Origin of the sequence: Paraplanobispora siamensis (assembly GCF_016863175.1) — a bacterium.
Classification (GTDB): Bacteria; Actinomycetota; Actinomycetes; order Streptosporangiales; family Streptosporangiaceae; genus Planobispora; species Planobispora siamensis.
Map to the genome: position 1 here is coordinate 12,539 of NZ_BOOJ01000013.1, position 25,308 is coordinate 37,846.

Annotated in this window: 17 protein-coding genes; 11 read left to right on the forward strand and 6 right to left on the reverse strand. The window is 72.8% G+C overall.

All coding sequences use genetic code 11. From position 1 onward, the window contains the following. Both Psi01_RS07260 and Psi01_RS07265 read right to left on the reverse strand, forming a co-directional pair. Window positions 1-843: a carbon-nitrogen hydrolase family protein gene (locus tag Psi01_RS07260; RefSeq protein WP_204063173.1), complete on the reverse strand. Its 843-nt coding sequence runs from the start codon at window positions 841-843 to the stop codon at window positions 1-3. Beyond that, window positions 840-1,820: a DUF418 domain-containing protein gene (locus Psi01_RS07265; RefSeq protein WP_239127256.1), complete on the reverse strand. Its 981-nt coding sequence runs from the start codon at window positions 1,818-1,820 to the stop codon at window positions 840-842. Before Psi01_RS07265 ends, Psi01_RS07260 begins: the two co-directional genes overlap by 4 nt. A gap of 282 nt (window positions 1,821-2,102) precedes the next feature. On the opposite strand from Psi01_RS07265, the gene Psi01_RS07270 reads away from it, so the two are divergent. From Psi01_RS07270 to Psi01_RS07290, 5 genes are all read left to right on the forward strand, one after another. Continuing rightward, on the forward strand, window positions 2,103-3,479 hold the full coding sequence (locus tag Psi01_RS07270) for a GH1 family beta-glucosidase (protein WP_204063174.1): 1,377 nt from the start codon (window positions 2,103-2,105) through the stop codon (window positions 3,477-3,479). A 100-nt stretch (window positions 3,480-3,579) separates the two neighbouring features. Further along, window positions 3,580-4,764 carry a pyridoxal phosphate-dependent aminotransferase gene (locus Psi01_RS07275; RefSeq protein ID WP_204063175.1) on the forward strand — a complete coding sequence of 395 codons (1,185 nt, stop codon included), beginning with the start codon at window positions 3,580-3,582 and terminating at the stop codon, window positions 4,762-4,764. Window positions 4,765-4,826: 62 nt separating this feature from the next. Next, on the forward strand, window positions 4,827-5,030 hold the full coding sequence (locus Psi01_RS07280) for a CopG family transcriptional regulator (protein ID WP_239127258.1): 204 nt from the start codon (window positions 4,827-4,829) through the stop codon (window positions 5,028-5,030). After that, the gene (locus tag Psi01_RS07285) at window positions 5,027-5,416 is read left to right on the forward strand and encodes a type II toxin-antitoxin system death-on-curing family toxin (protein WP_204063176.1); all 390 of its coding nucleotides are present in this window, start codon (window positions 5,027-5,029) and stop codon (window positions 5,414-5,416) included. The genes Psi01_RS07280 and Psi01_RS07285 overlap by 4 nt, the downstream gene beginning before the upstream one ends. A gap of 203 nt (window positions 5,417-5,619) precedes the next feature. Then, window positions 5,620-6,174, forward strand: coding sequence for a peroxiredoxin (locus tag Psi01_RS07290; protein WP_204063177.1), 555 nt, complete (start codon window positions 5,620-5,622; stop codon window positions 6,172-6,174). Window positions 6,175-6,228: 54 nt separating this feature from the next. Here Psi01_RS07290 and Psi01_RS07295 read toward each other — a convergent pair whose 3' ends face one another. Next, a complete protein-coding gene (locus Psi01_RS07295) occupies window positions 6,229-7,185 on the reverse strand; it encodes a hypothetical protein (protein ID WP_204063178.1) in 957 nt (318 codons plus the stop codon). A 271-nt stretch (window positions 7,186-7,456) separates the two neighbouring features. On the opposite strand from Psi01_RS07295, the gene Psi01_RS07300 reads away from it, so the two are divergent. Next, the gene (locus Psi01_RS07300; RefSeq protein WP_204063179.1) at window positions 7,457-7,990 is read left to right on the forward strand and encodes a hypothetical protein; all 534 of its coding nucleotides are present in this window, start codon (window positions 7,457-7,459) and stop codon (window positions 7,988-7,990) included. 7 nt (window positions 7,991-7,997) lie between these two features. Here Psi01_RS07300 and Psi01_RS07305 read toward each other — a convergent pair whose 3' ends face one another. The 3 genes from Psi01_RS07305 to Psi01_RS07315 form a co-directional block, all read right to left on the reverse strand. After that, window positions 7,998-8,654 (reverse strand): DUF2306 domain-containing protein, encoded by a 657-nt coding sequence (locus tag Psi01_RS07305; RefSeq protein ID WP_204063180.1) that lies wholly within the window; start codon window positions 8,652-8,654, stop codon window positions 7,998-8,000. Between the two features lie 302 nt (window positions 8,655-8,956). Continuing rightward, window positions 8,957-10,918: a methyl-accepting chemotaxis protein gene (locus Psi01_RS07310; protein WP_204063181.1), complete on the reverse strand. Its 1,962-nt coding sequence runs from the start codon at window positions 10,916-10,918 to the stop codon at window positions 8,957-8,959. 154 nt (window positions 10,919-11,072) lie between these two features. After that, window positions 11,073-12,635: an MDR family MFS transporter gene (locus tag Psi01_RS07315; protein WP_204063182.1), complete on the reverse strand. Its 1,563-nt coding sequence runs from the start codon at window positions 12,633-12,635 to the stop codon at window positions 11,073-11,075. A gap of 80 nt (window positions 12,636-12,715) precedes the next feature. Here Psi01_RS07315 and Psi01_RS07320 point away from each other — a divergent pair, with 80 nt between their 5' ends. The 5 genes from Psi01_RS07320 to Psi01_RS07340 form a co-directional block, all read left to right on the forward strand. Further along, entirely contained in the window at window positions 12,716-13,276 is a 561-nt protein-coding gene (locus Psi01_RS07320; RefSeq protein WP_204063183.1) for a TetR/AcrR family transcriptional regulator, read from the forward strand. Between the two features lie 138 nt (window positions 13,277-13,414). Beyond that, window positions 13,415-15,202, forward strand: coding sequence for a fatty acyl-AMP ligase (locus tag Psi01_RS07325; protein ID WP_204063184.1), 1,788 nt, complete (start codon window positions 13,415-13,417; stop codon window positions 15,200-15,202). 1 nt (window position 15,203) lies between these two features. Next, a complete protein-coding gene (locus Psi01_RS07330) occupies window positions 15,204-15,473 on the forward strand; it encodes an acyl carrier protein (protein WP_204063185.1) in 270 nt (89 codons plus the stop codon). Further along, on the forward strand, window positions 15,473-17,884 hold the full coding sequence (locus Psi01_RS07335) for an MMPL family transporter (protein WP_204063186.1): 2,412 nt from the start codon (window positions 15,473-15,475) through the stop codon (window positions 17,882-17,884). The genes Psi01_RS07330 and Psi01_RS07335 overlap by 1 nt, the downstream gene beginning before the upstream one ends. Before the next feature lie 175 nt (window positions 17,885-18,059). After that, window positions 18,060-25,308, forward strand: a 7,249-nt coding sequence (locus tag Psi01_RS07340; protein WP_204063187.1) for a non-ribosomal peptide synthetase, incomplete at its 3' end; no start/stop codon positions are given.

Genomic DNA, 25,308 nt, shown 5'->3' on the forward strand with positions numbered 1-25,308 from the left:
TTACGATCTGTTGACCTGTAGTCGTCGATGTTCCAGGCTCGGCAGCGCATTACGGGTGGCAATCGTGATCTGCGGGTCCAGGACGCAGGTCTGTACGGCCGGCGCCGGGCCCAGGTCGGCGCGGACCACTCCCATGGGGTCGACCAGCATGCTGCGGCCTATCCCGAAACCGTCGGCGGCCTGCGGGTTCGGGGCCTGGCCCACGGCCGCCACCCAGGTGGTGTTCTCGATCGCCCGGGCCCGCAGGAGGGTCGTCCAGTGCTCTTCCTTCATCGGTCCCGACCCCCAGGCGGCGATCACCGCGAACATCTCGGCCCCGAGGTCCACCAGGGCCCGGGTCAGCTCGGGGAAGCGGATGTCGTAGCAGGTGACCAGGCCGACCCGGAGCCCGCCCAGCTCGGCCACGACCGGCTCGCCGCCGGGCACGACCAGCGCCGACTCCCGCGCTCCGAAGGAGTCGAACAGGTGGATCTTCCGGTAGGCCGCCCTGATCTCCCCGTCGGGGCCCAGCGCCACCGCGGTGTTGTGCACGCGGGGCGCCTCGCCCATGCCCGCGGGCCCCTCACCGGGAGCCGACACGCCGCCGGGCGACGGCTCGAACGTTCCGGCGATCACCGACAGCCCGTGGCTCCGGGCGGCCTCGGCCAGCCCGGTGACGAACGGTCCGTCGAGCGGCTCGGCCAGGTCGAGGATCCGCTTGCCGTACCGGGTGAGCGTGGCCTCGGGGAAGATCACCAGCTCGGCGCCGTCGTCCGCCGCCAGCGCGACGGACTCGCGGGCCTGCCGGAGGTTGTCCGCGGGGTCCTCGGAGACGGGGATCTGGCACAGGGCGATACGGGTCACGCCTCCGACTTTAACCGGCGGTTCGGGACCGGTTCCATCCACGTGAGGCGCCGCCACACCCATTCCAGCGGGCCGTACCGGAACCTGGCCAGCCACCACCGGCTGAACACCACCTGGACGGCCAGCACGGCCACCGCCAGCACCACGCCGGTGAGCCGGGTCGGGTCGGCGGTGAGCAGCGGCAGGGCCAGCAGGATGATCGGGGTGCTGACCAGATAGTTCGTCAGCGCCATCCGGCCCAGAGGGTTGAACACCGCCGTCAGCGGGCCGCGCAGCGGAGTCCGCAGGAGCAGCAGCAGTCCCGTGCAGTAGGCCGCCGCGCAGGCCAGCGCGGCGCCGACGTAGACGCCGAGGAGGAACGGCCCGAGATCGGTCGGGGAGGCCACCAGCCAGGTCAGGCCCGCGGCCAGCGCCACGGAGATCAGGAAGGCCGGTGCCGGCAGACGAGCGTCGAGCCGGTAGGCCATCATGGCCATGCCCAGCAGGAACAGGCCGGGGATCAGGAACGCCACGAACGTTCCCTCGATGACGATCCCGCCGCCGATGGAGGCGGCCCAGGCCGTCACGGCGATCCCGAGCAGCAGCGTCGCCGAGCGCGGCAGGAACGAGGCGGGCAGCAGCACCAGCGCCCCGAAGACCGCGTACGGCAGGAGCACCTCGCCCGGGTTCAGGAGGTGGTGGGCGACGCCGAAGCAGGCCAGCACCGCCAGCCTGCGCAGCAGCGCCAGCCGGGGGTGGGCGGTGCGCTCGGCGGCGGAGCGCAGGAAGAGCACGAAGCTCAGGCCGAACAGGAACGAGAAGATCGGATAGAACCGGCCCTGGAGCAGGTTCTCGACCACGAGGTCGACCGCGCCGTCCCGTACGGGCTGCTGCGTCTCGGTCAGGTGCGTGCGCGTGTGCTGCCAGGTGTTGACCACCATGATCCCGCACACCGCGAAACCGCGGAGCGCGTCCAGCTCGTGCAGCCTGCGCGTCACCGGACCACCTCGCACGCGGGTCCGCCGGTCCGGAATGCGATCACGGATCCAACGTATAACCTTCCGGGCGCGTCCTCCCCAGCCCTGTCGGTACGGCGGCCCTCCGTGGCGGCCCGGTCCCGGGTGTACGGCGGGCGCCGGCGCGTCTCGTCATGCGGGACCATGCGGGACCTCGCCTTGCCGTCCCCGACGACGCGCCGGTAGCGTCGGCGGCGATCGAGCGTGAGGCGCCGACCGGGAGACCTGCGGCGGCGCGGCCACCATGTCTGGAGTGAAGCGAAGATGACGGCGACCGGGGACGGCCCCTTTGATGTGGGAGCGCTCCCACAAGGGTTCGTATGGGGCACCGCGACCTCGGCCTACCAGATCGAGGGGGCCGTCGAGGCCGACGGCCGGGGGCCGTCGATCTGGGACGCCTTCTGCCGGGTCCCCGGAGCGGTGGCCGCGGGGGAGTCGGGTGAGCACGCCTGCGACCACTACAACCGCTGGCAGGAGGACGTGGCCCTGATGGCCGGCCTCGGCGTCGGCGCCTACCGCTTCTCGGTGGCGTGGCCGCGGGTGTTCCCCGAGGGCGACGGCCGGGTCGACCGGCGCGGGCTCGACTTCTACCGCCGCCTGGTCGACGGGCTCAACGAGCGCGGCATCACCCCGTTCGTCACCCTCTACCACTGGGACCTGCCCCAGGCGCTGGAGGAGCGCGGCGGCTGGCGGGTGCGGGAGACCGCCGAGCGCTTCGCCGACTACGCCGCGACCGTGCACGAGGCCCTGGACGGCGTGCCGTACTGGATCACGCTGAACGAGCCGTACTGCTCGTCGATCACCGGCTACGCCGAGGGCCGCCACGCGCCCGGCGCCCGCGAGGGGCACGGGGCCCTGGCCGCGGCGCACCACCTGCTCGTCGGGCACGGCCTGGCGGTGGCCCGGCTGCGCGAGCGCGCCCGCCCGCAGGAGCAGGTCGGCGTCACCCTCAACATGTCGCCCGCCGTGCCCGCGAGCGCCTCGGCCGAGGACGTCGCCGCGGCCCGCCGCATGGACCTGATGGTCAACCGGCAGTTCACCGAGCCGCTGCTGGGCGCCGCCTATCCGCAGGACATGGCCGAGGTCTACGGCGAGATCAGCGACTTCTCCTTCCGCCGCGACGGCGACCTGAAGATCGTCTCCACCCCGCTGGACTTCCTGGGGCTGAACTACTACTACCCGATCCACGCCGCCGCGGCGCCGTACGGCCAGCCCGACCCCGCGCTGCGCTCGGCCTTCGACATCGGCGTGCGCACGGTGGCGCCGGACGGGCCGCCGGTCAGCGGGCTCGGCTGGCGCATCGAGCCGCGCGGGCTGTACGACACCCTCACCGGGCTGGCCGCCCGCTTCCCCGGCCTGCCGCCGGTCTTCATCACCGAGAACGGCTACGGCGGCGGCGACGAACTCGACGACACCGGCCGCATCGCCTACCTGGAGGGCCACCTGGCCGCCACGGCGGACGCGCTGGCCGACGGCGTGGACGTGCGCGGCTACTTCTGCTGGTCCCTGCTGGACAACTTCGAGTGGGCCCGGGGCTACGCCGCCCGGTTCGGCCTGGTGCACGTCGACTACGCCACCCAGGCCCGCACGCCCAAGGCCTCCTACCGGTGGTACCGCGACGTGATCGCCGGCGGGTCCTGAGACCCGGTCCCGGCCGCCCCTTCCGCTCGGCGGCCGGGACCGTCCCGCTTCCGCTCGGCGGCCGGGTCCGGCGCGGGCGGGGCGGGTTACGCTGAGCCGCGTGAACGATCCTCTGGTGGCGCGGATGCGCGCGTTCGGCACGACGATCTTCGCCGAGATGTCGGCGCTCGCCCTGCGAACGGGCTCGATCAACCTGGGGCAGGGCTTCCCCGACACCGACGGGCCGACGGCGATGCTGGAGCGGGCGATCGAGGCGGTCCGCGGCGGGCGCAACCAGTACCCGCCGGGCCCCGGCCTCCCCGAGCTCCGCCAGGCCGTCTCCGAGCACCGCAAGGACCACTACGGCCTGCTCTACGACCCCGACGGCGAGATCCTGGTCACCGTCGGCGCCACCGAGGCCATCGCCGCCTCGATCCTGGCGCTGTGCGAGCCCGGCGACGAGGTGATCGCCTTCGAGCCCTACTACGACTCCTACGCGGCCTCCATCGCCCTGGCCGGGGCCGTGCTGCGGCCGGTCACCCTGCGGCCCGTCGAGGGGCGTTTCACCTTCGACCCGGCCGAACTGCGCGCCGCCGCCGGGCCCCGCACCCGGGCGATCCTGGTCAACTCCCCGCACAACCCGGCCGGGACCGTGTTCACCCGCGAGGAGCTGTCGGTCATCGCCGAGCTGTGCGTCGAACGCGACCTGATCGCGATCACCGACGAGGTCTACGAACACCTCACCTTCGACGGCGCCCCGCACATCCCCCTGGCCACCCTGCCGGACATGCGCGAGCGCACCGTGATGATCTCCTCGGCGGGCAAGACCTTCTCGGTGACCGGCTGGAAGACGGGCTGGATCTGCGCCCCGGAACCCCTCGTCCGCGCGGTGCAGACCGTCAAGCAGTTCCTCACCTTCACCGCCTCGGCGCCCTGGCAGCTCGCCGTGGCGTACGGCCTGCGCCACGAGCTGGACTGGGTGTCCGGGCTGCGCGACGGCCTGCAGGCCAAGCGCGACCGCCTCATGACCGGCCTGACCGCCGCCGGGTTCGACGTCTACCGCCCCGCCGGGACCTACTTCGTCCAGACCGACATCCGCCCCCTCGGCTTCACCGACGGCCTCGCCCTGACCCGCGAACTCCCCGCCCTGGCGGGCGTGGTCGCCATCCCCACCCAGGTCTTCTACGCCCACCCCGAGCGCGGCCGGCATTTCGTGCGATTCGCCTTCTGCAAGCAGGACGAGGTCATCGACGAGGCCGTTACCCGCCTGGCCCGCCTCGGCAAAGAAGCCGGCAACGGAGAGTGATGAAGGATAAGCTCCCCGTTGTGGTATCGCATTGATACCACCGCTTGCGTACCATCGGGAGCATGGCTATGACCCTGCGCCTCTCCGACGAACAGACCGAAGCCCTTCGCCGTCGCGCCGAGAGGGAAGGACGGAGCATGCAGCAGGTAGCGTTGCACGCCATCGAGGATTACCTGGCGCGGGCGGCTGACGACGATCTCACTGACGAGATCGCCGAGCGGGGGGCGGAGCGTTTCGCCGACCTGCTGAGGAGACTCGGCGAGTGACCCGGTTCGTCACCCTGGAACAGGGCCTCCGAATCGCTCGGACGGCCACCGGGGGACCGATCCGGGTCCGCGATCTGGGTCTGCTGGAGGCGGCGTTGCTCCGCCCTCAGACATCCATGTTCGGACAGGACGCCTATCCGGACCTTTTCTCCAAAGCGGCCGCGCTGCTGCATTCGATCATCGCCAATCACCCGTTCGTCGATGGCAACGAACGGGCGGCCTGGCTCACGATGTACACCTTCTGCGCCAAGAACGGCGTTGAGATTGATCCTGCGGATGACGACTCCGCCTATGACTTCGTCATCGCCGTGGCCTCGGGCAGGCTCACCGAGGTCGACGAGATCGCCGACGTGCTCCGGGGCTTCGCCGTACCTCCGCGGGCGTGATCAACAGGCGGTCCGCACCTGCCCGTGCCGCCGCCGGAGGACCTCCGAGAGGTGAAGCGCGTGTGCGGCGGCCGCGTGGGCAAATTCTCGTCGAGGGGTGAGATCGCACTCGACAAAGTGGGCCGGCCGGGCCGGGGTGAGGTGGCACTCTTCCCGGCGACGACGTCCGCAGCAGAGAGCCCGGAGCAGAAAGAGAGCCGCAATTGCTCACCGTCGGTGACCGCTTCCCCGAGTACGAACTCACGGCCTGTGTCTCCCTCGACCCGGAGACGGCGTTCGAGACGATCGACCACAAGACCTACGAGGGCAGGTGGCGGGTGGTCTTCTCCTATCCCAAGGACTTCACGTTTGTCTGCCCGACGGAGATCGCGGAGTTCGGCCGGCTCAACGGCGAGTTCGCCGGCCGGGACGCCCAGGTGCTGAGCCTGTCCGTCGACTCCGAGTACGTCCACTACGCCTGGCGCAAGGACCATCCGGACCTGCGCGAGCTGCCGTTCCCGATGTTGTCGGACGTCAAGCGCGAGCTGTGCACCGAGCTCGGCATCCTGGGCGAGGACGGCGTCCCCCAGCGCGCCACCTTCATCGTGGACCCGAACAACGAGATCCGGTTCGCCATGGTGACCGCCGGCTCCGTCGGGCGCAACGTCGGAGAGGTCCTGCGCGTCCTCGACGCGCTCCAGTCCGGACAGCTGTGCGCGTGCAACTGGAACAGGGGCGACGCCGGTCTCGACGCCGGGAAGCTGATGTCCGGCGTCTGACCCTCCGCGGGCCGGGGTGGCGGGCGCCGTTCGCCGATGCCCGCCACCCGGCGGTCAGCGCATGAACCGTTCGAGGCCGGGGACCGACAGGCGGGGCGGCGCCGGCATCGGCTGGGCGGCCATCGCCGGATCGTCGAGGTCGATGACGGAACGGGCGGGCGGGGCCTTGACCCTGACCCGGGAGCCCCAGCCGCGGAAGGTGGCGGTGCTGGTGGTGATCGCGGCCAGCCGGTCCCAGCCGCGTGCCCACGGATTCATCTCGGCGAAGGAGACGGCGAGCCTGCGGGTGTTCCGCTCGGCGTCCTGCCACAGGCTCCAGTCGATGGCCAGCCTCCCGGCCGGGCCGCGCGGTCTGTCCCCCGTCATCACGCGGTAGGTGCGTGAGACCGCGTACAACCGGCGGGCCGTGATGGTGCCCCGGTAGACGGTGGTGGGCGCGCCGCCGATCTCGCCGCCCGGTTCGGCCCGCCGAGCGGTGGCCAGAAGTCCCCTGAGCGTGGCGGGCTCCAGCACGTTGATCGTCTGGACGGAGAGCAGGCCGGGGTCGTCCAGCCGGACCCAGGTCACACGCCGGGGGCGGGACGCCATCAGACCGCGGGCGCCGAGGTACATCGCCCCGCGCAGCAGGATGAGTCTTATCGCCGGGTCCGTATCCCGCACCGCCCGGGGGACGTCGCGGGGGTCGGTCCGGTGGATCGTGCGGGAGGCGACCACCCCGGAGCGGCCGAACCGGTAGGCGCCCCTCAGCCGGTAGCGGTCCATGCCGATCCTCCGGCCGTCGGAGAAGTACCGGGTGGCGACCTTCTCCCTGAACCTGACCCCGTGGCGGGGGACGAACCTGCTCCTGAGCGCCGCCACCGCTCCTCGCGGATCGGGTCGCGCGTAGGCGTGCGTCGCCGGTGCGGGCGTGAGTGCAGCGGTGGTGCCGGCGGCGGTGACCGCGGCGGGGGCGACGGTGACGGCGGCGGTGACGGCGGCTGTGACAGCGACCGGGACTGTCCGTCGCCTCATGAAAATGCTCCCATGAGGCTTCTCCTCCCCGGAGCGGATGGCGGTGAATGGCCACGGCGATCCCCGAACCCGTAAACACGCGCTGCGGAAAGCGGAAATGCCACCCGACTTCTCGCGTCTTTATTCTTTCTGTCCGGCATGCCGGTCATCGGAATTATTCTCATTCGCCGGGATGAATGAGGGGAATCGGGTGGCGAGGGGTTCTCCCTGGTCGGCGAGGTGTCCGGAAGGATCCAAGCGGTGTGCAAGCGGGTCCGTCCAGGATCGCGCCATGAACCTGGTGAGAATCTGCGCGGTGCTGGTGGCCGGTGCTCTCATGGAATCCTCCTTCTCCGGTACGGCGAAGCCCGGCGATCCGGACGGGCCCGGCGGGTCCCCGGCCTTCGGCGAGCCGTTCCCCGAGAACATCGGGATCCTGAACCGCGAGTACGTACGGCCGACCGAGGAGCATTTCCGGATCCCCGACGGCCCGCACCACCGCATGCTCGGCGAGCAGCTCACGGTGGTCTACCGCGACGACGAGACCCTGCACTCGGTGGCCGTCATCGGGGCGCCGGCCCGGGTGGCCGACGCCGGGGCCGCGGTGGACTGGCTGACCGAGCGGATGACCGGTCCCGGCGGCGGGCAGTGGGTCGAGCTGGACCCCGGACCGCTCGGCGGCCGGGCCGTCTGCCTGGGCACCGACGGGGCGACCTACTGCTACTGGGCCGACGCCCGCATGGTCGGCTTCCTCGTCACCCCGAGCCTCGGCGTCGAGGCGATGCGGAAGAACTTCGTGATGATCAGGAACGCCGTGGAGCGGTGACCGGGGGTCACCCGCGGGCGGGGACCGGGGCACGGCGACGTCCGGCGGCGCCGCCGCGCTCCAGCCACCACTCGGCCAGCAGCAGGGACGTGGTCCAGCCGAGCCAGGCGGCCAGCCCGGAGACGGTCTGTATGAGGGCGATGTCGCTGCCGCCGAAGACCGTCTCCGCCTGCGGCATCAGGACGATCATCGCGATCGCGCCCCACACCCTGTTCGTGATGATGGAGAAGGTCAGCGCGAAGCTGCGGATCATCCACCTGCGGTGGTCGGCGAACCGGCGGCGCCTGGCCGCCCGGAACCCGGCGACGGTGCAGGCCAGCCAGAGAGCGGCGAGTATGACGCTGCTGACCTGCGTCATCGGCCCGAACGGGCCGGCCGCCCCGACCACCAGGCCGAGCACGCCCGCCGGGAGCACCCCGCCCAGGACGTACACCCGCCCGATCCTGCGGTGCGCGACCGGGTGCCGCCTGCGCAACCACGGCCAGATCTGCAGGCCGCAGGTGACCATCGCGATCGCGCCGAACACGACGTGCGCCACCAGCATCGGGTAGTACGCCGCGAAGCCTCCCTCCAGGGGAACCCGGGACAGGCTCGGATCGAGGGAGAGGTACGGCGGCAGCGAGAAGGCAAGGAACGCCAGGGCCACCACCGCCAGGGGCCCCACCCACGGACGCCGCCACCACCGCACCCGCGGGCGCCCGCCCGCACCGGGGGACCGGCCGCCCGCGCCGGAAACCGGGCGCCTGGACGTTCCACCCGTGCCGGGTACCGGGTGCCCGGACGCTCCGTCCGCCGGCACCGTCCGGGGCGGGGTCGCGCCCACCGGCTCCGCGCCCGGCGTTCCCGTACCCGTCAGCTCCGCCATGCCGGCCTCCTCACCGTGAGTGGATCTCTACGGGACAGAGCCTGGCCGGGCGCGCTGACGGTTCCCGCACCGATCGCTGACGGCGGCGGGATCCGTCGGCGTCAGAACCGGAAGCGGCCCACCAGGGACTTGAGCTCGCCGGCCAGGGTGGAGAGTTCCTGGGCCGCCAGGCCGGTCGAACCGCTGCCCGTGGTCGTCGCGTGCACCGCTCCCGCGACGTCGCCCATGGCGACGGCGATGTCGGTGGAGCCCGCGGCGGCCTCCGAGACGTTGCGGCTCATCTCCCTGGTGGTGGCGGTCTGCTCCTCGACGGCCCCGGCGATGGTGGTCTGCAGGCCGTTGATCCGGTCCACCACCTGGACGATCTCGCCGATCGCCTGGACCGCCGCCGCGGTGTCGGCCTGGATGGCGCCGACGCGGTTGGTGATGTCCTCGGTCGCCTTCGCGGTCCCCTGGGCCAGGTCCTTGACCTCGCCCGCCACCACGGCGAAGCCCTTTCCGGCGTCGCCGGCGCGGGCCGCCTCGATGGTGGCGTTGAGGGCCAGCAGGTTGGTCTGCTCGGCGATGCTGTTGATCGCCTTGACCACGTCCCCGATCTCGGAGGAGGAGGCGCCGAGCTTGGCGATGGTCTCCGTGGTGGTCTGCGCGATCTGCGCGGCCCGCGTGCCGACCTGCGCGGCCTCGGTGGTGCTGATCGAGATCTCCCGGATGGACGCGTCCATCTCCTCGGCGCCGGCGGCGACCGTGTCGATGTTGCCGGACACCCGATCGGCGGCGTCCGACACCGTCCGGGTGCGCTGGGCGGCGCGCTCGGCGCCGTCCCGGAGCCCGTCGCTGATCTCCGTGAGGGCGTGGGCGGACGCCGCGACGCCTTCGGCCTTGTCGTTGATCTGCCGCACCATGTCGGCGATCTTCGCGGTGAATCGGTTGAACGCCGCTCCCAGGGCCCCGATCTCGTCGCGGCGGGCCTCGTCCACGCGCTGGGTGAGGTCGCTGTCGCCGTCGGCGATCTCCGTCAGCCTGTCGCGGAGCCGGACGAGGGGACGGGTCAGGCCGGTGCCGAGCAGCCAGACCACCACGCCGGCGACCGCGCAGGCGGCGATCGAAGCGAGCAGGATCGTGCGCATCATGCCACCGGAGGCGGCGCTGATCGTCTCTTCGGGCACGGCGACGAGCACGGCCCAGGTGTCTCCGGTGGACAGGGTGACGGGGGTGGCCACCATGGTGGCCGAGCCGCCGAGGAAGGCGTCGTCCCGGGTGGCGCGGACCGGGGCGGTGCGGGCGAGCGCCGTCTTGACGTCCGAGGCCGCCGCCCCGGGGAGCGCCTTGCCCAGGAGCTTGCCGTCGGGGTGGGCGACCACCGTGCCGCCGGAGGTGGTCAGGGCCAGGTAGCCGGTGCCGTACGGCTTCTTCTCCGCCAGCGCGGAGCTCAGGTCGCTGAGCGCGAGGTCGACGGTGACCACGCCGTGGAACGCGCCCTCCACCATGATCGGGGCCGTGGCGGTGGTCATCAGGACGTCCTGGCCGTTGATCGGGTAGACGTAGGGGTCCACCACCAGGTCCTTGCCGGTCTGCCGGGGCACCAGGTACCAGTCACCGGCTCCCGGGGTCTCGTAGTCGGTCAGCGGCGCGGACTGCAGCTGCTCGCCGTCCCGGTACCAGTAGGGGATGAAGCGGCCGGTCTCATCGCTCTGGGCGCTCTTGCGGAAGTCGGCGTCCCGGCCGTCGAAGGCGTCAGGCTCCCAGCCGGTGGACATGCCGACGAACTCCGGGTGGGCGGCGAGGGTGTCGCGCACGAGGTTGCTCACCGTCGTGCGGTCGACGACTCCGGCCGTCTTCAGCGAGGCCATCGTCCGGGCCAGCGTGTGCGCGGTGTGCGAGGCGTTGTCGATGAGGGCCCGGATGTCGCCGGCCTCCCGGCGTGCCAGTTCCTCGGTGTAGTCGTCGGCCTGCTGCCGGGACAGCCCGCTCGACTGCACGGCGACGATGGTGAACAGGATCGCGATGGCGGCCGTCACGAGGGCCAGGACACTGGCGACGAGACGGGTACGGATGGTGTGCACGGACAGCTCCTTCTTGACGCTCCCTCCGTTGCTTGACGCTCTCTTCATCGGTGGCCCGGTGCCCGGGTTGAGGCATTGGGGGGGACCCGCCCATGCGAAACGCCCCCGGGCCGGCGGAGACGGCCGGCCCGGGGGCGTGCGAGAGGGGGGACGGTCAGTCCGCGGGGGCGGGCTCGGGCGCCGGGGCCGGAGCGGCGGAGCGCAGCGGGATCTCCTTGAGGAAGAGGGCGGCCACCGCGGCGAGGACGGCGATCGGGACGCCGACCAGGAAGACGGTCTCCAGGGCCCGGGTGAAGGCCTCCAGGATCACGTTCAGCACCGGCTCCGGCAGCTGCCGGATGGCGTCGGGGGAGCCGAGGTTGGGGGTCGCGCCACCGGTCAGCGGCAGGTGGGCGGCCTTGGCCAGGGAGACCAGCTCCGAGGCGAGCCGGTTGCTCAGGATGGCGCCGAAGGCGGCCACGCCGACGGCGCCGCCCAGGGAGCGGAAGAAGGACACGCCGGAGGTGGTGGCGGCCATGTCGGCGCGGGTCACGGCGTTCTGCGCGGCGAGGATGAGGATCTGCATGGAGGCGCCCAGGCCGACGCCGAGCACCGCGTTGTCCACGCCGACGAGCACCAGCGAGCTGTCGACGTGCAGGCGGGACAGCAGGAACAGGCCGAGCGCGACCAGCAGCATGCCGACGATCGGGAAGACCTTCCAGCGGCCGGTCCTGGTGACGAACTTGCCGACCGCGATCGAGGAGACCAGCAGGCCGAGCACCATGGGCAGGGTCATCAGGCCGGAGCCGGTGGGGCTCATGCCCTTGACGATCTGCAGGTACTGGGGCAGGAACATCATCGCGCCGAACATCGCCGCGCCGACGAGCAGGGAGGCCAGGCTCGACAGCACGAAGGTGCGGTTGCGGAACAGGTGGGGCGGCAGGATGGGGTCGGCGGCCCTGCGCTCGGCGACCACGGCCAGGCCGAACATCACCAGGCTGAGCGCGCCCAGGACGTAGGTCCAGGAGGAGTTCCACTCGAACTCCTGGCCGCCGAGCGACAGCAGCAGCATCAGGGCGGTGGTGCCGCCGGTGATGAAGGTGGCGCCCCACCAGTCGACCTTGGCGTCGCGGCGGACGAACGGGAGCTTGAGGACCTTCTGGATGACGACGAAGGCGACCACGGCCAGCGGCACGCAGATCCAGAACGTCCAGCGCCAGGACATGTTGTCGACGATGAAGCCGCCGAGCAGCGGGCCGGCCACGGTGGAGACGCCGAAGACTGCGCCGATGTAACCGGAGTAGCGGCCGCGCTCGCGGGGCTCGACCACGTCACCGAGGATGATCTGGGGCAGCGCGGCCAGACCGCCGGCGCCGATGCCCTGCACCGCACGGGCGGCGATGAGCTGGCCCATGTCCTGGGAGAAGCCCGCGGCGACCGAGGAGGCCGCGAAGATCACCAATGCGGTCTGGAACATGAACTTGCGGCCGTAGAGGTCGGAGAGCTTGCCCCACAGCGGAGTGGAGGCGGTCATGGTGAGCAGGGTCGCGCTGGCCACCCAGGCGAGCTGGTCCTGACCGCCGAGGGTGCCGACGATCGTCGGCAGCGCGGTGCCCACCACGGACGTCGAGATCATCGACGTCAGCATGGCGAGCATCAACCCGGCCAGGATCTCCAGTACCTGTTTGTGCGTGAAGCGCTGCCCCGCCTCAGCCTGGACCTGTTGTCCGGTCAGCATGACCATCCCCCAATACGTGTACGCTGCATATAAGTTAGTAGACGCATGTTTACTTCGTCAAATCTGGAAGGATCGGGCGGATGGAAGAGGTACGGCGCCGCGACCGGGAGGGCACCCGGCAGCGCATCCTGGAGGCCGCGCGACGCCTGTTCGCCGAGCTCGGCTACGACCACGTGACGATGCGGCTGATCGCCGCGGAGGCGGACGCCAACATCGCGCTGATCAACCGCTACTTCGGCGCCAAGCGCGAGCTGTTCGCCGAGGTGCTCGCCATGCAGGGGCGCTTCCCCGGCGTGCTGGACGGCCCGCAGGAGGAACTGCCCCGGCGCCTGGCCGAGTACGTCGCCGACCGGCTGCTGTCCGACCGGGGCAGCCCGGTGATGGAGGCGCTCAGCAGGTCCTCGGCGACCCCGGAGATCCAGGGCATCATCAAGGACCGGGTCAGCTCGGCGATCATGGAGCCGCTCGCCGGGCGGCTGACCGGCGAGGACGCCAGGCTGCGCGCCTCGATCGCCACCGCGCTCATCACCGGGTCGGGGACGCTGCGCCAGCTCTTCGGCCAGGACGCGCTCGACGCGCCCGCCCGCGAGGTCGTCGTCGAGCGGCTGGCCAGGGTCTTCGAGGTCTGCCTGGCGCCGTGATCGTCACGGGGCCGGGTGGAGGGGCAAAGATACTAAATTTCGGCGTAAAACCGGTCGGCGGCTTGTGCGGCCGAGGGCTGTGACCGGCTGATCCCTGCTCCTATGTTGGGTTGTCTTGCCGTCGCGGGAGATGACCAGATGTCCTTTGTGCAGCGGGTACGCGCGCAGGCCGAGCGGTGCGGTCACGAGCGCTCCTACGTCTTCGTGGAGGACCGCAGGGGAGAGCTCGCCGAGAGCCGCATGACCTTCACCGAGATCGACGAGAGGGCCAGGTCGACGGGGGCGTGGCTGACCGGGCGGCGGATGGAGGACCAGACGGCGCTCCTGCTCTACCCGGCGGGGCTGGAGTTCCTGACGGCCTTCCTCGGCTGCCTGTACTCCCGGACGGTCGCGGTGCCCTCGCCGCTGCCGCAGACCGACCCCCGCGCCCTGGAACGTGCCGAGGGGATCATCAAGGACGCCGACGTACGGCTGGTGCTCACCGACGCGGCCAACCGCGACATGCTCGCCGGCTGGCTGCGCGAGGTCGGACTGGACGGCACGGTCGAGTGCGTGGCGACCGACGCCCTCGACCTGCCGGACCCCGGCGCGTGGGCCGAGCCGGAGATCGGACCGGACACCCTGGCCTACATGCAGTACACCTCCGGCTCCACCAGCGAGCCGCGCGGCGTCATGCTCACCCACGCCAACCTGCTGCACAACGAGAACGAGATCTGGCGGATGATCGGCTCCCCCGAGGAGGGCGTCGGGGTCGGCTGGCTGCCGCACTACCACGACATGGGCCTGATCGGCATGCTGCTCCTGCCGATCTACGCCGGCGGCGACCTGTACTTCGCCTCGCCGATCTCGTTCGTCATGCGCCCGGCGCTCTGGCTGGAGATGATCAGCCGCTACCGGGCCGGCTACACCGTCGCGCCGAACTTCGCCTACGAGTGGTGCGCCGCCCGGGTCACCGACGCCCAGGCCGCCGGGCTCGACCTGTCCAGCCTGAAGTTCGCGCTCAACGGGGCCGAGCCGGTGCGTCCCAGCACGCTGCGCACCATGGTCCGCCGCTTCGGGCCCATCGGCTTCAGCGCGAAGGCCTGGGCCCCGGCGTACGGCATGGCCGAGGCGACCCTGGTGATCACGGCCACCCCCCTCGGGCAGGGCGCGCTGATCCGCCGCTTCGACGCCGCGGCGCTGGAGCGGCACGAGGCGGTCCCGTCGGAGACCGGCGTCGAGCTGGTCGGCTGCGGCCGGCCGCTCACCATGACCGTGCGCATCGTCGACCCCGACAGCCGCGCCGGCCTGGGCGAGGGGCGGGTCGGCGAGATCTGGGTGCGCGGCGGCAGCGTCGCCCGCGGCTACTGGCAGCGCGGGGAGGCCACCCGGGACGCCTTCGGGGGCCGCACCGCCGGCGGCGACGGGCCGTTCCTGCGCACCGGGGACCTCGGCTTCACGCTGGACGGCGAGCTCTACGTCACCGGCCGGATCAAGGACGTCGTCATCGTCAACGGACGCAACCTCTACCCGCAGGACCTGGAGGAGGCGGCCCGCGAGGTGCACCCGGCGCTGGGCGCGGCCGCCGCCTTCGGCCTCGACGCCGCCGGCCTGGACATGACCGGCCTCGACGCGACCGGGACCGGCGCGCGCGGCGCCGGGCAGGGCGCCGGGGAGCAGGTGGTGGTCGTGCAGGAGGTCAGGGAGCAGCGGCTGGGGGATCTGTCCGCCGGGGACCTGGCCCGCCGGGTCCAGGGCGAGCTCGGCCGGGTGTTCGGCGTGCCCGCCGTGAGCGTGGTGCTGGTGGACCGGGGCGGGGTCGGCAAGACCACCAGCGGCAAGATCCAGCGCTCCCGCACCCGGGAGCTGCTGCTGACCGGGCTCCTGCCCGTGGTCCACGCCGAGCTCACCGCCGCCGTGGCGGCGGCCGTACGAGAGGAAGGCTGACATGTCCGCCGACGCAGGGGTCGCCGCCGACCTCGACTCCATCCGCGACTGGCTGCGGGCGCAGGTGGCCTCCTACGTCATGCGCCCGCCGGAGGAGATCGACCCCCTGGTCCCGGTCGCCCAGTACGGCATGGACTCGGTCTACTCGCTCAGCCTCTGCGGTGACATCGAGGCCGAGTACGGGCTGGAGATCGAGCCGACCCTCGTCTGGGAGCACCCGACCGTCGAGGCCATGGCGGACCACCTCCGGGGCAGGCTGAGCGCGGCCTGATGCCCGGCCGGATCGCCGACCTGCTGTGCGGGCGGCGCACGAAGTGGCTGGTGCTGGCCCTCTGGCTGGTCGTCGTCGCCGTCGCCGGGTCCTTCGCCGGGCGGCTGGAGTCGGTGCAGAAGGACGACATCGCCGCCTACCTGCCCGGCAGCGCCGACTCCGCGCAGGCGGTCAAGCGCATCCTCGGCATGCAGGGGGAGAACCTCTCCCCGGCGACCGTCGTCTACGAACGGCGCGGCGGCATCACCCGGGCCGACGACGAGGAGATCGCCCGGGACATGGAGGAGTTCGCCCGGATTGAGGGCGTGGTCGCCGAGCTTCCCACGCCGACCGGGGGCAAGACCTTCGACCGCGACGACCTCGACCGGGAGCTGAAGCCGTACCGCGACGCCGACGGGGAACTGCCCGAACAGCTCCAGGCGGTGGAGGACAAGCTCCGGATCCCCAAGCTGACCAAGACCGTCAAGCTCCTGGTCGCGCAGCGCGCCAAGGACGGCGAGGCCGTCCAGGTCGTGGTCATCGTCAAGGACCACGGCGGGCGCGAGACGGCCCAGATCATCGACCGGGTGCGGAAGGTCCTCGACGACGGGCGCCCGGCCGGGCTGGCCGCCCACATCACCGGCATGGTCGGCTTCCAGGCCGACGCGCTGGCGGTCTTCTCCACCGTGGACACCGACCTGCTGCTGGCCGCGATGGGCGTGGCGGTGGTCGTGCTGCTGATCACCTACCGCAGCGTCGTCCTGTGGCTGTTCCCGCTCGGCATCGTGGGGATCGCGCTGTCGGTGGCGATGGCGGTGAACTACGGGCTGGCCTCCGCCGGGGTGATCACGGTCAGCAGCGTGGCGGTCTCGCTGCTGATGGTCCTGGTGGTCGGCGCGGGCACCGACTACGCCCTGCTGATCGTCGCCCGCTACCGGGAGGAACTGCGCCGGCACCGGGACCGGCACGAGGCGATGGCGGTGGCGCTGCGCCGGGCCGGACCGGCGGTGATCGCGAGCGCGGCGACCGTGGTGGCCGGGCTGCTGTGCCTGGTGGTGGCCGAGCTCAACTCCACCAAGGGGCTGGGACCGGTCTCGGCGGTCGGCGTGACGAGCGCGATGCTCGCGATGATGACGCTGCTGCCCGCGGTCATGGTGGTCTTCGGGCGCTGGGTGTTCTGGCCGGTGGTCCCGCGTTACGACCCGCACGCCGCGGACGCCGACCCCGGCGGTCCGGGCACAGGCGGGGCCGGTGGTCGCGGGGCCGGGGTGTGGGGGACGCTGGGGCGCAGGATCGCGCGCAACCCCCGGCTGGTGTGGATCGTCACCTTCGCCGGGCTGGCGGTGTGCGCGACCGGGCTGGTCGCCTACCGCGAGGGCGGGCTGGACAACGCCGACGTCTTCCTCAACCGGCCCGACTCGGTCGTCGGGCAGGAGGTCGCCGCCCGGCACTTCCCGACCGGGGCCTCCGACCCGGTCCAGGTGGTCACGACCGAGCAGTACGTCAAGGACGTGATCGTGGACACCGCCCAGCGGCCCGAGGTCACCTCGATCTCGCTGGGCGCCGCGGGCAACGGCGACATCCTGCTCAACGTGACGGTGCGCTCGGGCGACGGGCGGGAGTCCGAACGCCAGGAGGTGCTCGCCCTGCGCGACCGGTTGCGCGCGGTGGCCGCCCCGGACGTCAACGTGGGCGGGAACGTGGCGCTCATCGCGGACCTGGAGCGGGGCGCGCAGCGGGACCGGGAGGTCATCATCCCGCTGGTGCTGCTGGTGGTCTTCGCGGTGCTGGCCCTGCTGCTGCGCGCGCTGGTCGCCCCGCTGCTGCTGCTGGCCACCGTGGTGGTGTCGTTCCTGGCCACGCTGGGGCTCAGCTCCCTGGCCTTCACCCACCTGTTCGGTTTCGCCGGGGTGGACCAGGGCTTCGTCCTGCTGGTGTTCGTGTTCCTGGTCGCGCTCGGCGTCGACTACAACATCTTCCTGATGCACCGGGTGCGCGAGGAGGCGCACCGGCACAGTACGGCGCGCGCCGCGATCGTCGGCCTGGAGGCGACCGGCGGGGTCATCACCTCGGCCGGGGTCGTGCTGGCGGGCACCTTCGCGGTGCTCGTGGTGCTGCCGCTCTCGCAGACCGTGCAGATCGCCTTCTCGGTCTCGGTGGGCGTGCTCCTCGACACGATGATCGTCCGATCGGTGCTCGTCACCGCGCTGACCCTGGACGCCGGCGACGCCATCTGGTGGCCGGGCCGGCTGGCCCGGGGCTTCCGGTGGTGGCGCGGAGGGCGTTCCCTGTCGCGCCCCGCGCGCCCCCGGGTACGGCCCCAGGTCATGCTCAGGCCCCGCCGGCTCGTGCGCCCGCGCGTGACGCTCAGATCGGGCCCCGTCGTATTGAGAAAACGCGAAAAAAGGGAGGGAGAGTTTAGCGGTAAGTGACAAGTCGAATTATTGCGAGGCAGATCACACGTGTGATTTACTTTCCAGTAACAAATGTGGGGCAGGGGGTCGCACACAATGCGTTCTGCCTCTCTGAGGTGCTGATACGCACCCATCAGGCATTTTTCCGGCCCGGATGGAAAGCGTGGCGACAGTGCACGATCCTCATTCCGTCATGCCATTGTCCGCGGCGCAGAGTGGAATTTGGCAGGCCCAGCGGCTGTCTCCCGATGACCCGATCCACATCGCCCAGTACATCGAGATATCGGGACCGGTGGACCCGGAGCTCTTCGCCGCGTCGATCCGGCTGGCCGCACGCGGGGCCGAGGCCGTCCACCTGCGCGTCGTCGAGGGCGGAAGCGAGGGCGGGCAGGTCGTCGCAGGGCAGGTCGTCGAGGAGCGTGAGCTGCGCTGCCCGTTCCTCGACCCGGGGGACGAGCGGGCCGCGCTGGAGTGGATGCGGGCCGACCTCGCCAGGCCGTTCCCCCAGGGCGAACTGATCGCCACCGCGCTGCTGCGGGTCGCCGACGACCGGTACTTCTGGTACCTGCGCTGCCACCACGTGATCATGGACGGGTACAGCGGGCCGATGATCACCCGGCGCCTGGCCGAGGTCTACACAGCCCTGGCCGAGGGCCGCGACCCGGGGCCGGGAGACCTGGGCTCGCTGGCGGCCCTGCTGGAGGAGGACGCCGCCTACCGGGCCTCCGGCCGCCGCGAGGCCGACCGCCGCCACTGGCTGGCCAGGCTCGCCGACCTGCCCGACGTCCCGCCCCGCGCCCTCGGCGCGCGCGCCGTCCCCGGACGGGCGGAGGAGGCGGCGCCCACCTCGCGCTTCCTGCGGTGCGACGCGAGGCTGACGGAGGAGGAGGCCGCCGCGCTGGCCGGGGCGGCGCTCTCGCACGGGACGGCCGTCTCGGGACTGATGATCGCGGCCGTCGCGGCCTTCACCGCCAGGCTCGGCGGGGTGCGGGAGGTGGTCCTCGGGCTGGCGGTCACCGCCCGCACCACGCCGGCGGCCCGCCGTACCCCCGCGATGCTCTCCAACGTGCTCCCGCTACGCCTGACCGTGGGGCCGGAGACCACCGTCGGCGAGCTGATCGGACAGGTCACCCGGGAGACCGGCCGGCTGCTGGTGCACCAGCGCTACCGCTACGAGGACCTGCGACGCGAGGTCCGCGGCCGGCTGTTCGGCCCGGTGGTCAACATCATGCGCTTCGACTACGACCTGACGTTCGCCGGGCACCGGGCCACGGCGCACGCGCTGGCCACCGGGCCGGTCGAGGACCTGTCGGTCAACCTCTACGACGGCTCCGACGGCCGGGGCGTGCGCATCGACTTCGACGGCCACCCCGAGCTGTACGACGAGGACGAGCTGGCCGGTCACCACGACAGGTTCCTGCGCTTCCTGACCCGGTTCGCCCAGGCCGGTACCGGCCACCGCGTCGGCGCGATCGATCTGGCCGACGACGCCGAGCGCGCGCTCCTGGCCGGATGGGGCTCCGCGCCGCGCGAGGTGCCGCCCGCGACCGCGGTGGAGCTGTTCGAGGAGCGGGTACGGCGCGCGCCCGGGGCCGTGGCGGTCGTCGAGGGGGACACCGAGATCACCTACGCCGAGCTGAACGCCCGGGCCAACCGGCTGGCCCACCACCTGATCGCCCTGGGCGCCGGCCCCGACCGCTGCGTCGGCCTGTCGGTCCCGCGCTCGGCCGACATGGTCGTGGCGTTCCTGGCCATCCTGAAGTCCGGCGCCGCGTACCTGCCCCTGGACCCCGAGCTGCCCGCCGGGCGGCTGGAGGTGATGCTCGCCGACGCGGCCCCGCCGGTGGTGGTGACGGGCGGCGGGACGGCCGGGGCGCTCGCCGGGCCGCCGCGGACGGAGATTGTCGACCTGGACACCTGGGGCGACGGAGCGCACGGTGGCGAGACGCGGGATGGCGGGATTCGGGACGGCGGGATTCGGGACGGCGGGGCCGGAGGGGACGGCGCCCGGGAGGGCGGGTTGCCGGACACCGATCCCGAGGTCGGGCTCCGGCCCGCCCACCCGGCCTACGTCGTCTACACCTCAGGCTCGACCGGCCGTCCCAAGGGCGTCGTCGTCACCCACGCCGGCCTGCCCGCCTACGCCCGCACCGAGATCGACAGGTTCGAGCTCACCCCGGACAGCAGGGTCATGCAGTTCGCCTCGATCGGGTTCGACGGGGCGGTGCTGGAGTGGCTGATGGCCTTCTCCTCCGGCGCGGCGCTGGTCCTGGCGCCCCCCGGGGTGTACGGCGGCGAGCCGCTGGGCCGCTTCCTCGCCGAGGCGCGGATCACGCACGCGTTCGTCACGCCCGCCGCCCTGGCCACGGTCCCGCAGGCGCCGCTCCCGGAACTCCGCACGCTGCTGACCGGCGGTGAGGCCTGCCGCCCCGAGCTGGTCCGGCGCTGGGCCGCGGACCGCCGGATGATCAACGTGTACGGCCCGACCGAGACCACCGTCGTCGTCACCACCAGCGACCCGCTGACCTCGCCCGACGACATCCCGATCGGCCGCCCCGTCTACGACGCGCGCCTGTACGTCCTGGACGCCGGTCTGCGCCCCGTCCCGCCCGGAGGGACCGGCGAGCTCTACGTCGGGGGTCCCTGCCTGGCCCGGGGATACCTGAACCGCCCCGGCCTCACCGCCGAGCGGTTCGTCGCCGACCCGTTCGCGCCGGGCGAGCGCATGTACCGCACCGGCGACCTGGTCCGGTGGCGCCCCGACGGCCAGCTGCAGTACCTGGACCGGGCCGACCAGCAGGTCAAGATCCGGGGCTTCCGGATCGAGCCGGGCGAGGTCGAGGCGGTGCTCGCGGCCCACCCCCGGGTCGAGCAGGCGGCGGTGCTGGTCCGCGAGGACCGGCCGGGGGAGCGGCGGCTGGTCGCGTACGTGGTGAGCGGCGGAAGCACCGAGAAAAGCCCGGGCTCCGGCGGTGCCGGGGCCGAAGGGGCCGCGGGCTCCGGAGGCGCCGAGGTCGGGGGCGCTGCGGGCGCTTCGGGCATCGGAAGTGGCGCGGGCGGTGCGGTCTCTCCGGAGGAGCTGCGGGCCTTCGCCCGGGGGTCGCTGCCGGAGTACATGGTGCCCGGTGCCGTCGTGGTGCTCGACGCGTTCCCGCTCAACGCCAACGGCAAGATCGACCGGCGTGCCCTGCCCGCGCCCGACCGCGACACCGCGGGCCGGGAGCCCGCCGACGACCGGGAGCGGCTGCTGTGCGGTCTGTTCGCCGAGGTGCTCGGGCTGACCAGGGCGGGGGCCGACGACGGCTTCTTCGACCTGGGCGGGGACAGCATCGCCGCGATCCGGCTCGTCGCCAGGGCCCGCGAGTCCGGGCTCGCGATCACCCCGAAGCAGGTGTTCCGGCACCAGACCCCCGAGGCCCTGGCGCTCGTCGCCGAGGAGGCCGAGGCGACGGCGGCCGCCGAGGACGGCGTGGGGCCGGTCGAGGCGACCCCGATCGTCGCGTGGCTGGCGGAGGCGGGCGGGCCCGTCGCCGGGTTCCACCAGAGCGTGACGCTGCAGGTCCCGCCGGATCTCGGGCTGGACCGCCTGACGGCCGCGCTGCAGGCCGTACTGGACCACCATGACGCACTGCGGCTGAGGGTGGCGGACGCTTCCGGTGGCGAGCCGGCGGGCGCCGACCCCGGCGGATGGGCGGCGGCGCTGGAGATCGCGCCGCCCGGGGCGATCCGGGCGGAGGAGTGCGTACGGCGCGTCGAGATCGCGGACGGGACCCCGCAGGAGGGACCGTCCGGAGCGGATCGGATCGAACCCGGAGCCGGTCGGGCGGAGGCCGGAACGGATCAGGCTGAGACCGGGGCCGGTCGGGCGGAGGCCGGAACGGATCAGGCCGAGGTCCGAGTGGATCGGGTCGAGGCCGGAGCGGGTTCGATCGAGAAGAGGCTGGCGGAGGCGGTCGAGGAGAACCTCGCGCGGGCTCGGGCGGAGCTCGATCCGGCGGCCGGGGCGACGGTCCGGGTCGTCTGGCTGGATGCGGGTCCCGGGCGGTCGGGCCGCCTGCTGCTGGTCCTGCACCACCTGGTGGTCGACGGCGTCTCCTGGCGCATCCTGCTGCCCGACCTCCTGATCGCCTGGTCGGCCCTGAAGGAAGGCCGTCCGGTGGCCCTCGCCCCGGTGGCCACCTCCCTGCGCGCCTGGTCCCGCGGCCTGCGGGCCGCGGTCGCCGCGGGGACGGACGAGCTCGCCGCCTGGACCGCTCTCCTGGCCGGAGCGCGACCCGGCCTCCCCGCCGGAAGCCGTGGCGGCACGCAGCCCGGTTCCCCGGCCGAACAGCGTGCCGGCGAGGCCGGGAGGTGGGGGACGTGGGGGCAGCGGCGGGAGCTGGTCGTGGAGCTTCCCGCGGAGGTCGCCGGGCCGTTGCTGGGAAGGGTCCCCGCGGCGTTCCACGGGCGGCCCGACGACGTGCTGCTCGCCGGGCTGGCGGCGGCGGTGGCCCGCCGGAGCGGGCGGCGGGACGTGCTCGTCTCCGTGGAGGGGCACGGGCGGGAGGAGGACCTCGTCCCCGGCGCCGACCTGTCCCGGACCGTCGGCTGGTTCACGAGCATGCATCCCGTCAGGCTCGACGCCGGGGACATCGACTGGGCCGACCTCATCGAGGGCGGCCCAGCGGCCGGAGCGGTCGTCAAACGGGTCAAGGAGCAGATCCGCGCCCTGCCGCACCCTGTGGGCTACGGCCTGCTGCGTCATCTCGACCCCGTCGCCGGTCCCGTCCTGGCGGCCCTGCCGGAACCCGGGATCGGCTTCAACTACCTCGGCCGGATCACCGCCTCGGGCGGGGACTGGGAACCTGTCGCGGGCGGCCTGTCCGGCGGGTACGACGACGACGCCCCGCTGCGCCACGGCGTCCAGATCGACGCGGTCGTCGTCGGCGACGCCCTGCGCGCCACCTGGACCTGGGCCGGGTCCGTCTACGGAGAGGACGAGATCGCCGCCCTGGCCGCCGCCTGGTGCGAGGCGCTCACCGGCATCGCCCGGCACACCGGCGCCGGGCTGACCCCCTCCGACGTGCTGGCCCCGCTGACCCAGCGCGACCTCGACGACCTCGGCCCGGGACTGCAGGACGCCTGGCCCCTGGCCCCTCTCCAGCGCGGATTGTTCTTCCACTCGCTGCTGGAGGTGGACGTCTACACCGCCCAGCTCACCCTCGACCTCGACGGACCCCTGGACGCGGCGCGGCTGCGGCGGGCGGCGGAGACGCTGGTCCGCAGGCATCCCGCCCTGCGGGTGTCCTTCGAGCTGCGCGACGACCCCGTCCAGCTCGTGCACCGGAGCGTCGAGGTGCCCTGGCGTGAGGTCTCCGGGGAGGACCCGGAGGCGGTGGCGGCCGGGGAGCGGGCGCGGGGCTTCGATCTGGCCGCGCCGCCGTTGCTGCGGTTCGTGCTGGTACGGCCGGCGCCGGGCCGGCATCGGCTGATCCTCACCAACCATCACATCCTGCTGGACGGCTGGTCCACCCCGCTGCTGGCCGCCGAACTGCTGACCCTGTACGCGGAGGGCGAGGCCGCGCAGGCTCCGCCGTACAGGGACTATCTGGCCTGGCTGGGCGGGCAGGACCGCACGGCGGCCAGGCAGGCGTGGGACCGGGCGCTGGACGGCCTCGACGAGCCCACCCTGGTGGCCCCGGACGCCCCCGCCGTACCCGCCCCGCCCGAGCGCGTCACCGCCGAGCTCGACGCCGATCTCACCGCGGCGCTCACCGCTCTGGCCCGAGACTGTTCCACCACGCTGAACACGGTGATGCAGGCCGCCTTCGGGCTGCTGCTGGCCCAGGTGACCGGCCGCGACGACGTGGTCTTCGGCGGTACCGTCTCCGGCCGCCCGGCCGAGCTGCCCGGCGTGGAGCGGATGGTCGGGTTGTTCATCAACACGATCCCGGTGCGGGTACGGCTGCGCCCCGGCGAGCCGGTCGGCGGTCTGCTGCGCAGGCTCCGCGACGAGCAGGCCGAACTGCTGCCCCACCACCACCTCGGCCTGACCGAGATCCACCGCGGCACGCTGTTCGACGCGCTCCTGGTGATGGAGAACTATCCCATCGACCCGCGCACCGCGATCGGCGACCTTCGGCTGAGCGCGGCGGACGTGGCCGACGCGACCCACTATCCGGTCACGCTCCTGGTCATCCCGGGGGAGCGGCTGGGCTTCCGCCTGCAGTACCGGCCGGACGTGTTCAGCAGGCAGGAGGCCGAGCGGCTGATGGACCGGCTGCGGCACGTGCTCGCCGCGCTGACCGGACCGGGGGACCGGGCGGCGGAGACGGTCACCGGCAGGCTCGGGGCGCTCCCCGCCGCGGAGCGGGATCTCGTGCTGAACCGCTGGAACGGTACGGCGGCCGCCGTACCCGAGGTGACGCTGGCGGAGCTGTTCGAGGCGCAGGCCGCCCGCACGCCCGAGGCGACGGCGCTGGTGTTCGAGGGCACCGAGCTGAGCTACGCCGAACTGGACGCCCGCGCCGGCCGGCTGGCCCGGCTGCTGTCCGCGTACGGCGCGGGGCCCGAGCGGGTGGTCGGCCTGATGCTGCCCCGGTCGCTGGAACTGCTGGTCGCGATGTACGCCGTGATCAAGGCCGGGGCGGCCTACCTGCCGATCGACCCCGACCTCCCGGCCGAGCGGGTCGAGGCCATGCTCGGGGACGCGCGCCCGGTCCTGGTGATCGACCCGGCCTGGCTCGCCGCCGCGGAGGACTCCGGGTTCTCCGGGGAGGATCCCGGGTTCTCCGGGCTCTCCGGGGAGAAGCCGGTCGTACGGCCCGCGCCGGACAACCCCGCCTACGTGATCTACACCTCCGGCTCGACCGGCCGTCCCAAGGGCGTCGTCGTCTCCCACCGCGCGATCGTCAACCGCCTGCTCTGGGCCCAGGCGGAGTACGGCCTGGCGCCGGGGGACCGGGTCCTGCAGAAGACCCCGGCCGGGTTCGACGTGTCGGTGTGGGAGTTCTTCTGGCCGCTCCAGATCGGCGCCACCCTGGTCGTCGCCCGGCCCGGCGGCCACCGCGACCCCGCCTACCTCGCCCGGCTGATCCGGGACGAGGCCGTGACGACCGTGCACTTCGTCCCGTCCATGCTGGCGGCCTTCCTCGCCGGAGAGCCTTCGGCGTGGACTCCGGAGCCTGTGGCCGGGAGCTCGGAGCCTACGGCGGGGGACTCGGAACCTCTGGCGGGGACCCCGAAGCCTCCGGCGAGGGCCTCGGAGCCGGGACCGTTGCGCAGGATCCTGTGCAGCGGCGAGGCGCTGCCACCGGACCTCGCCGCCCGGGCGGCCGCCCGGTTCGGCGTGCCGGTGCACAACCTGTACGGCCCGACCGAGGCCGCGGTGGACGTCACCTCCTGGGAGTACCGCCCCGAACCGGACGCCGCGTCCGTCCCGATCGGCCACCCGGTCTGGAACA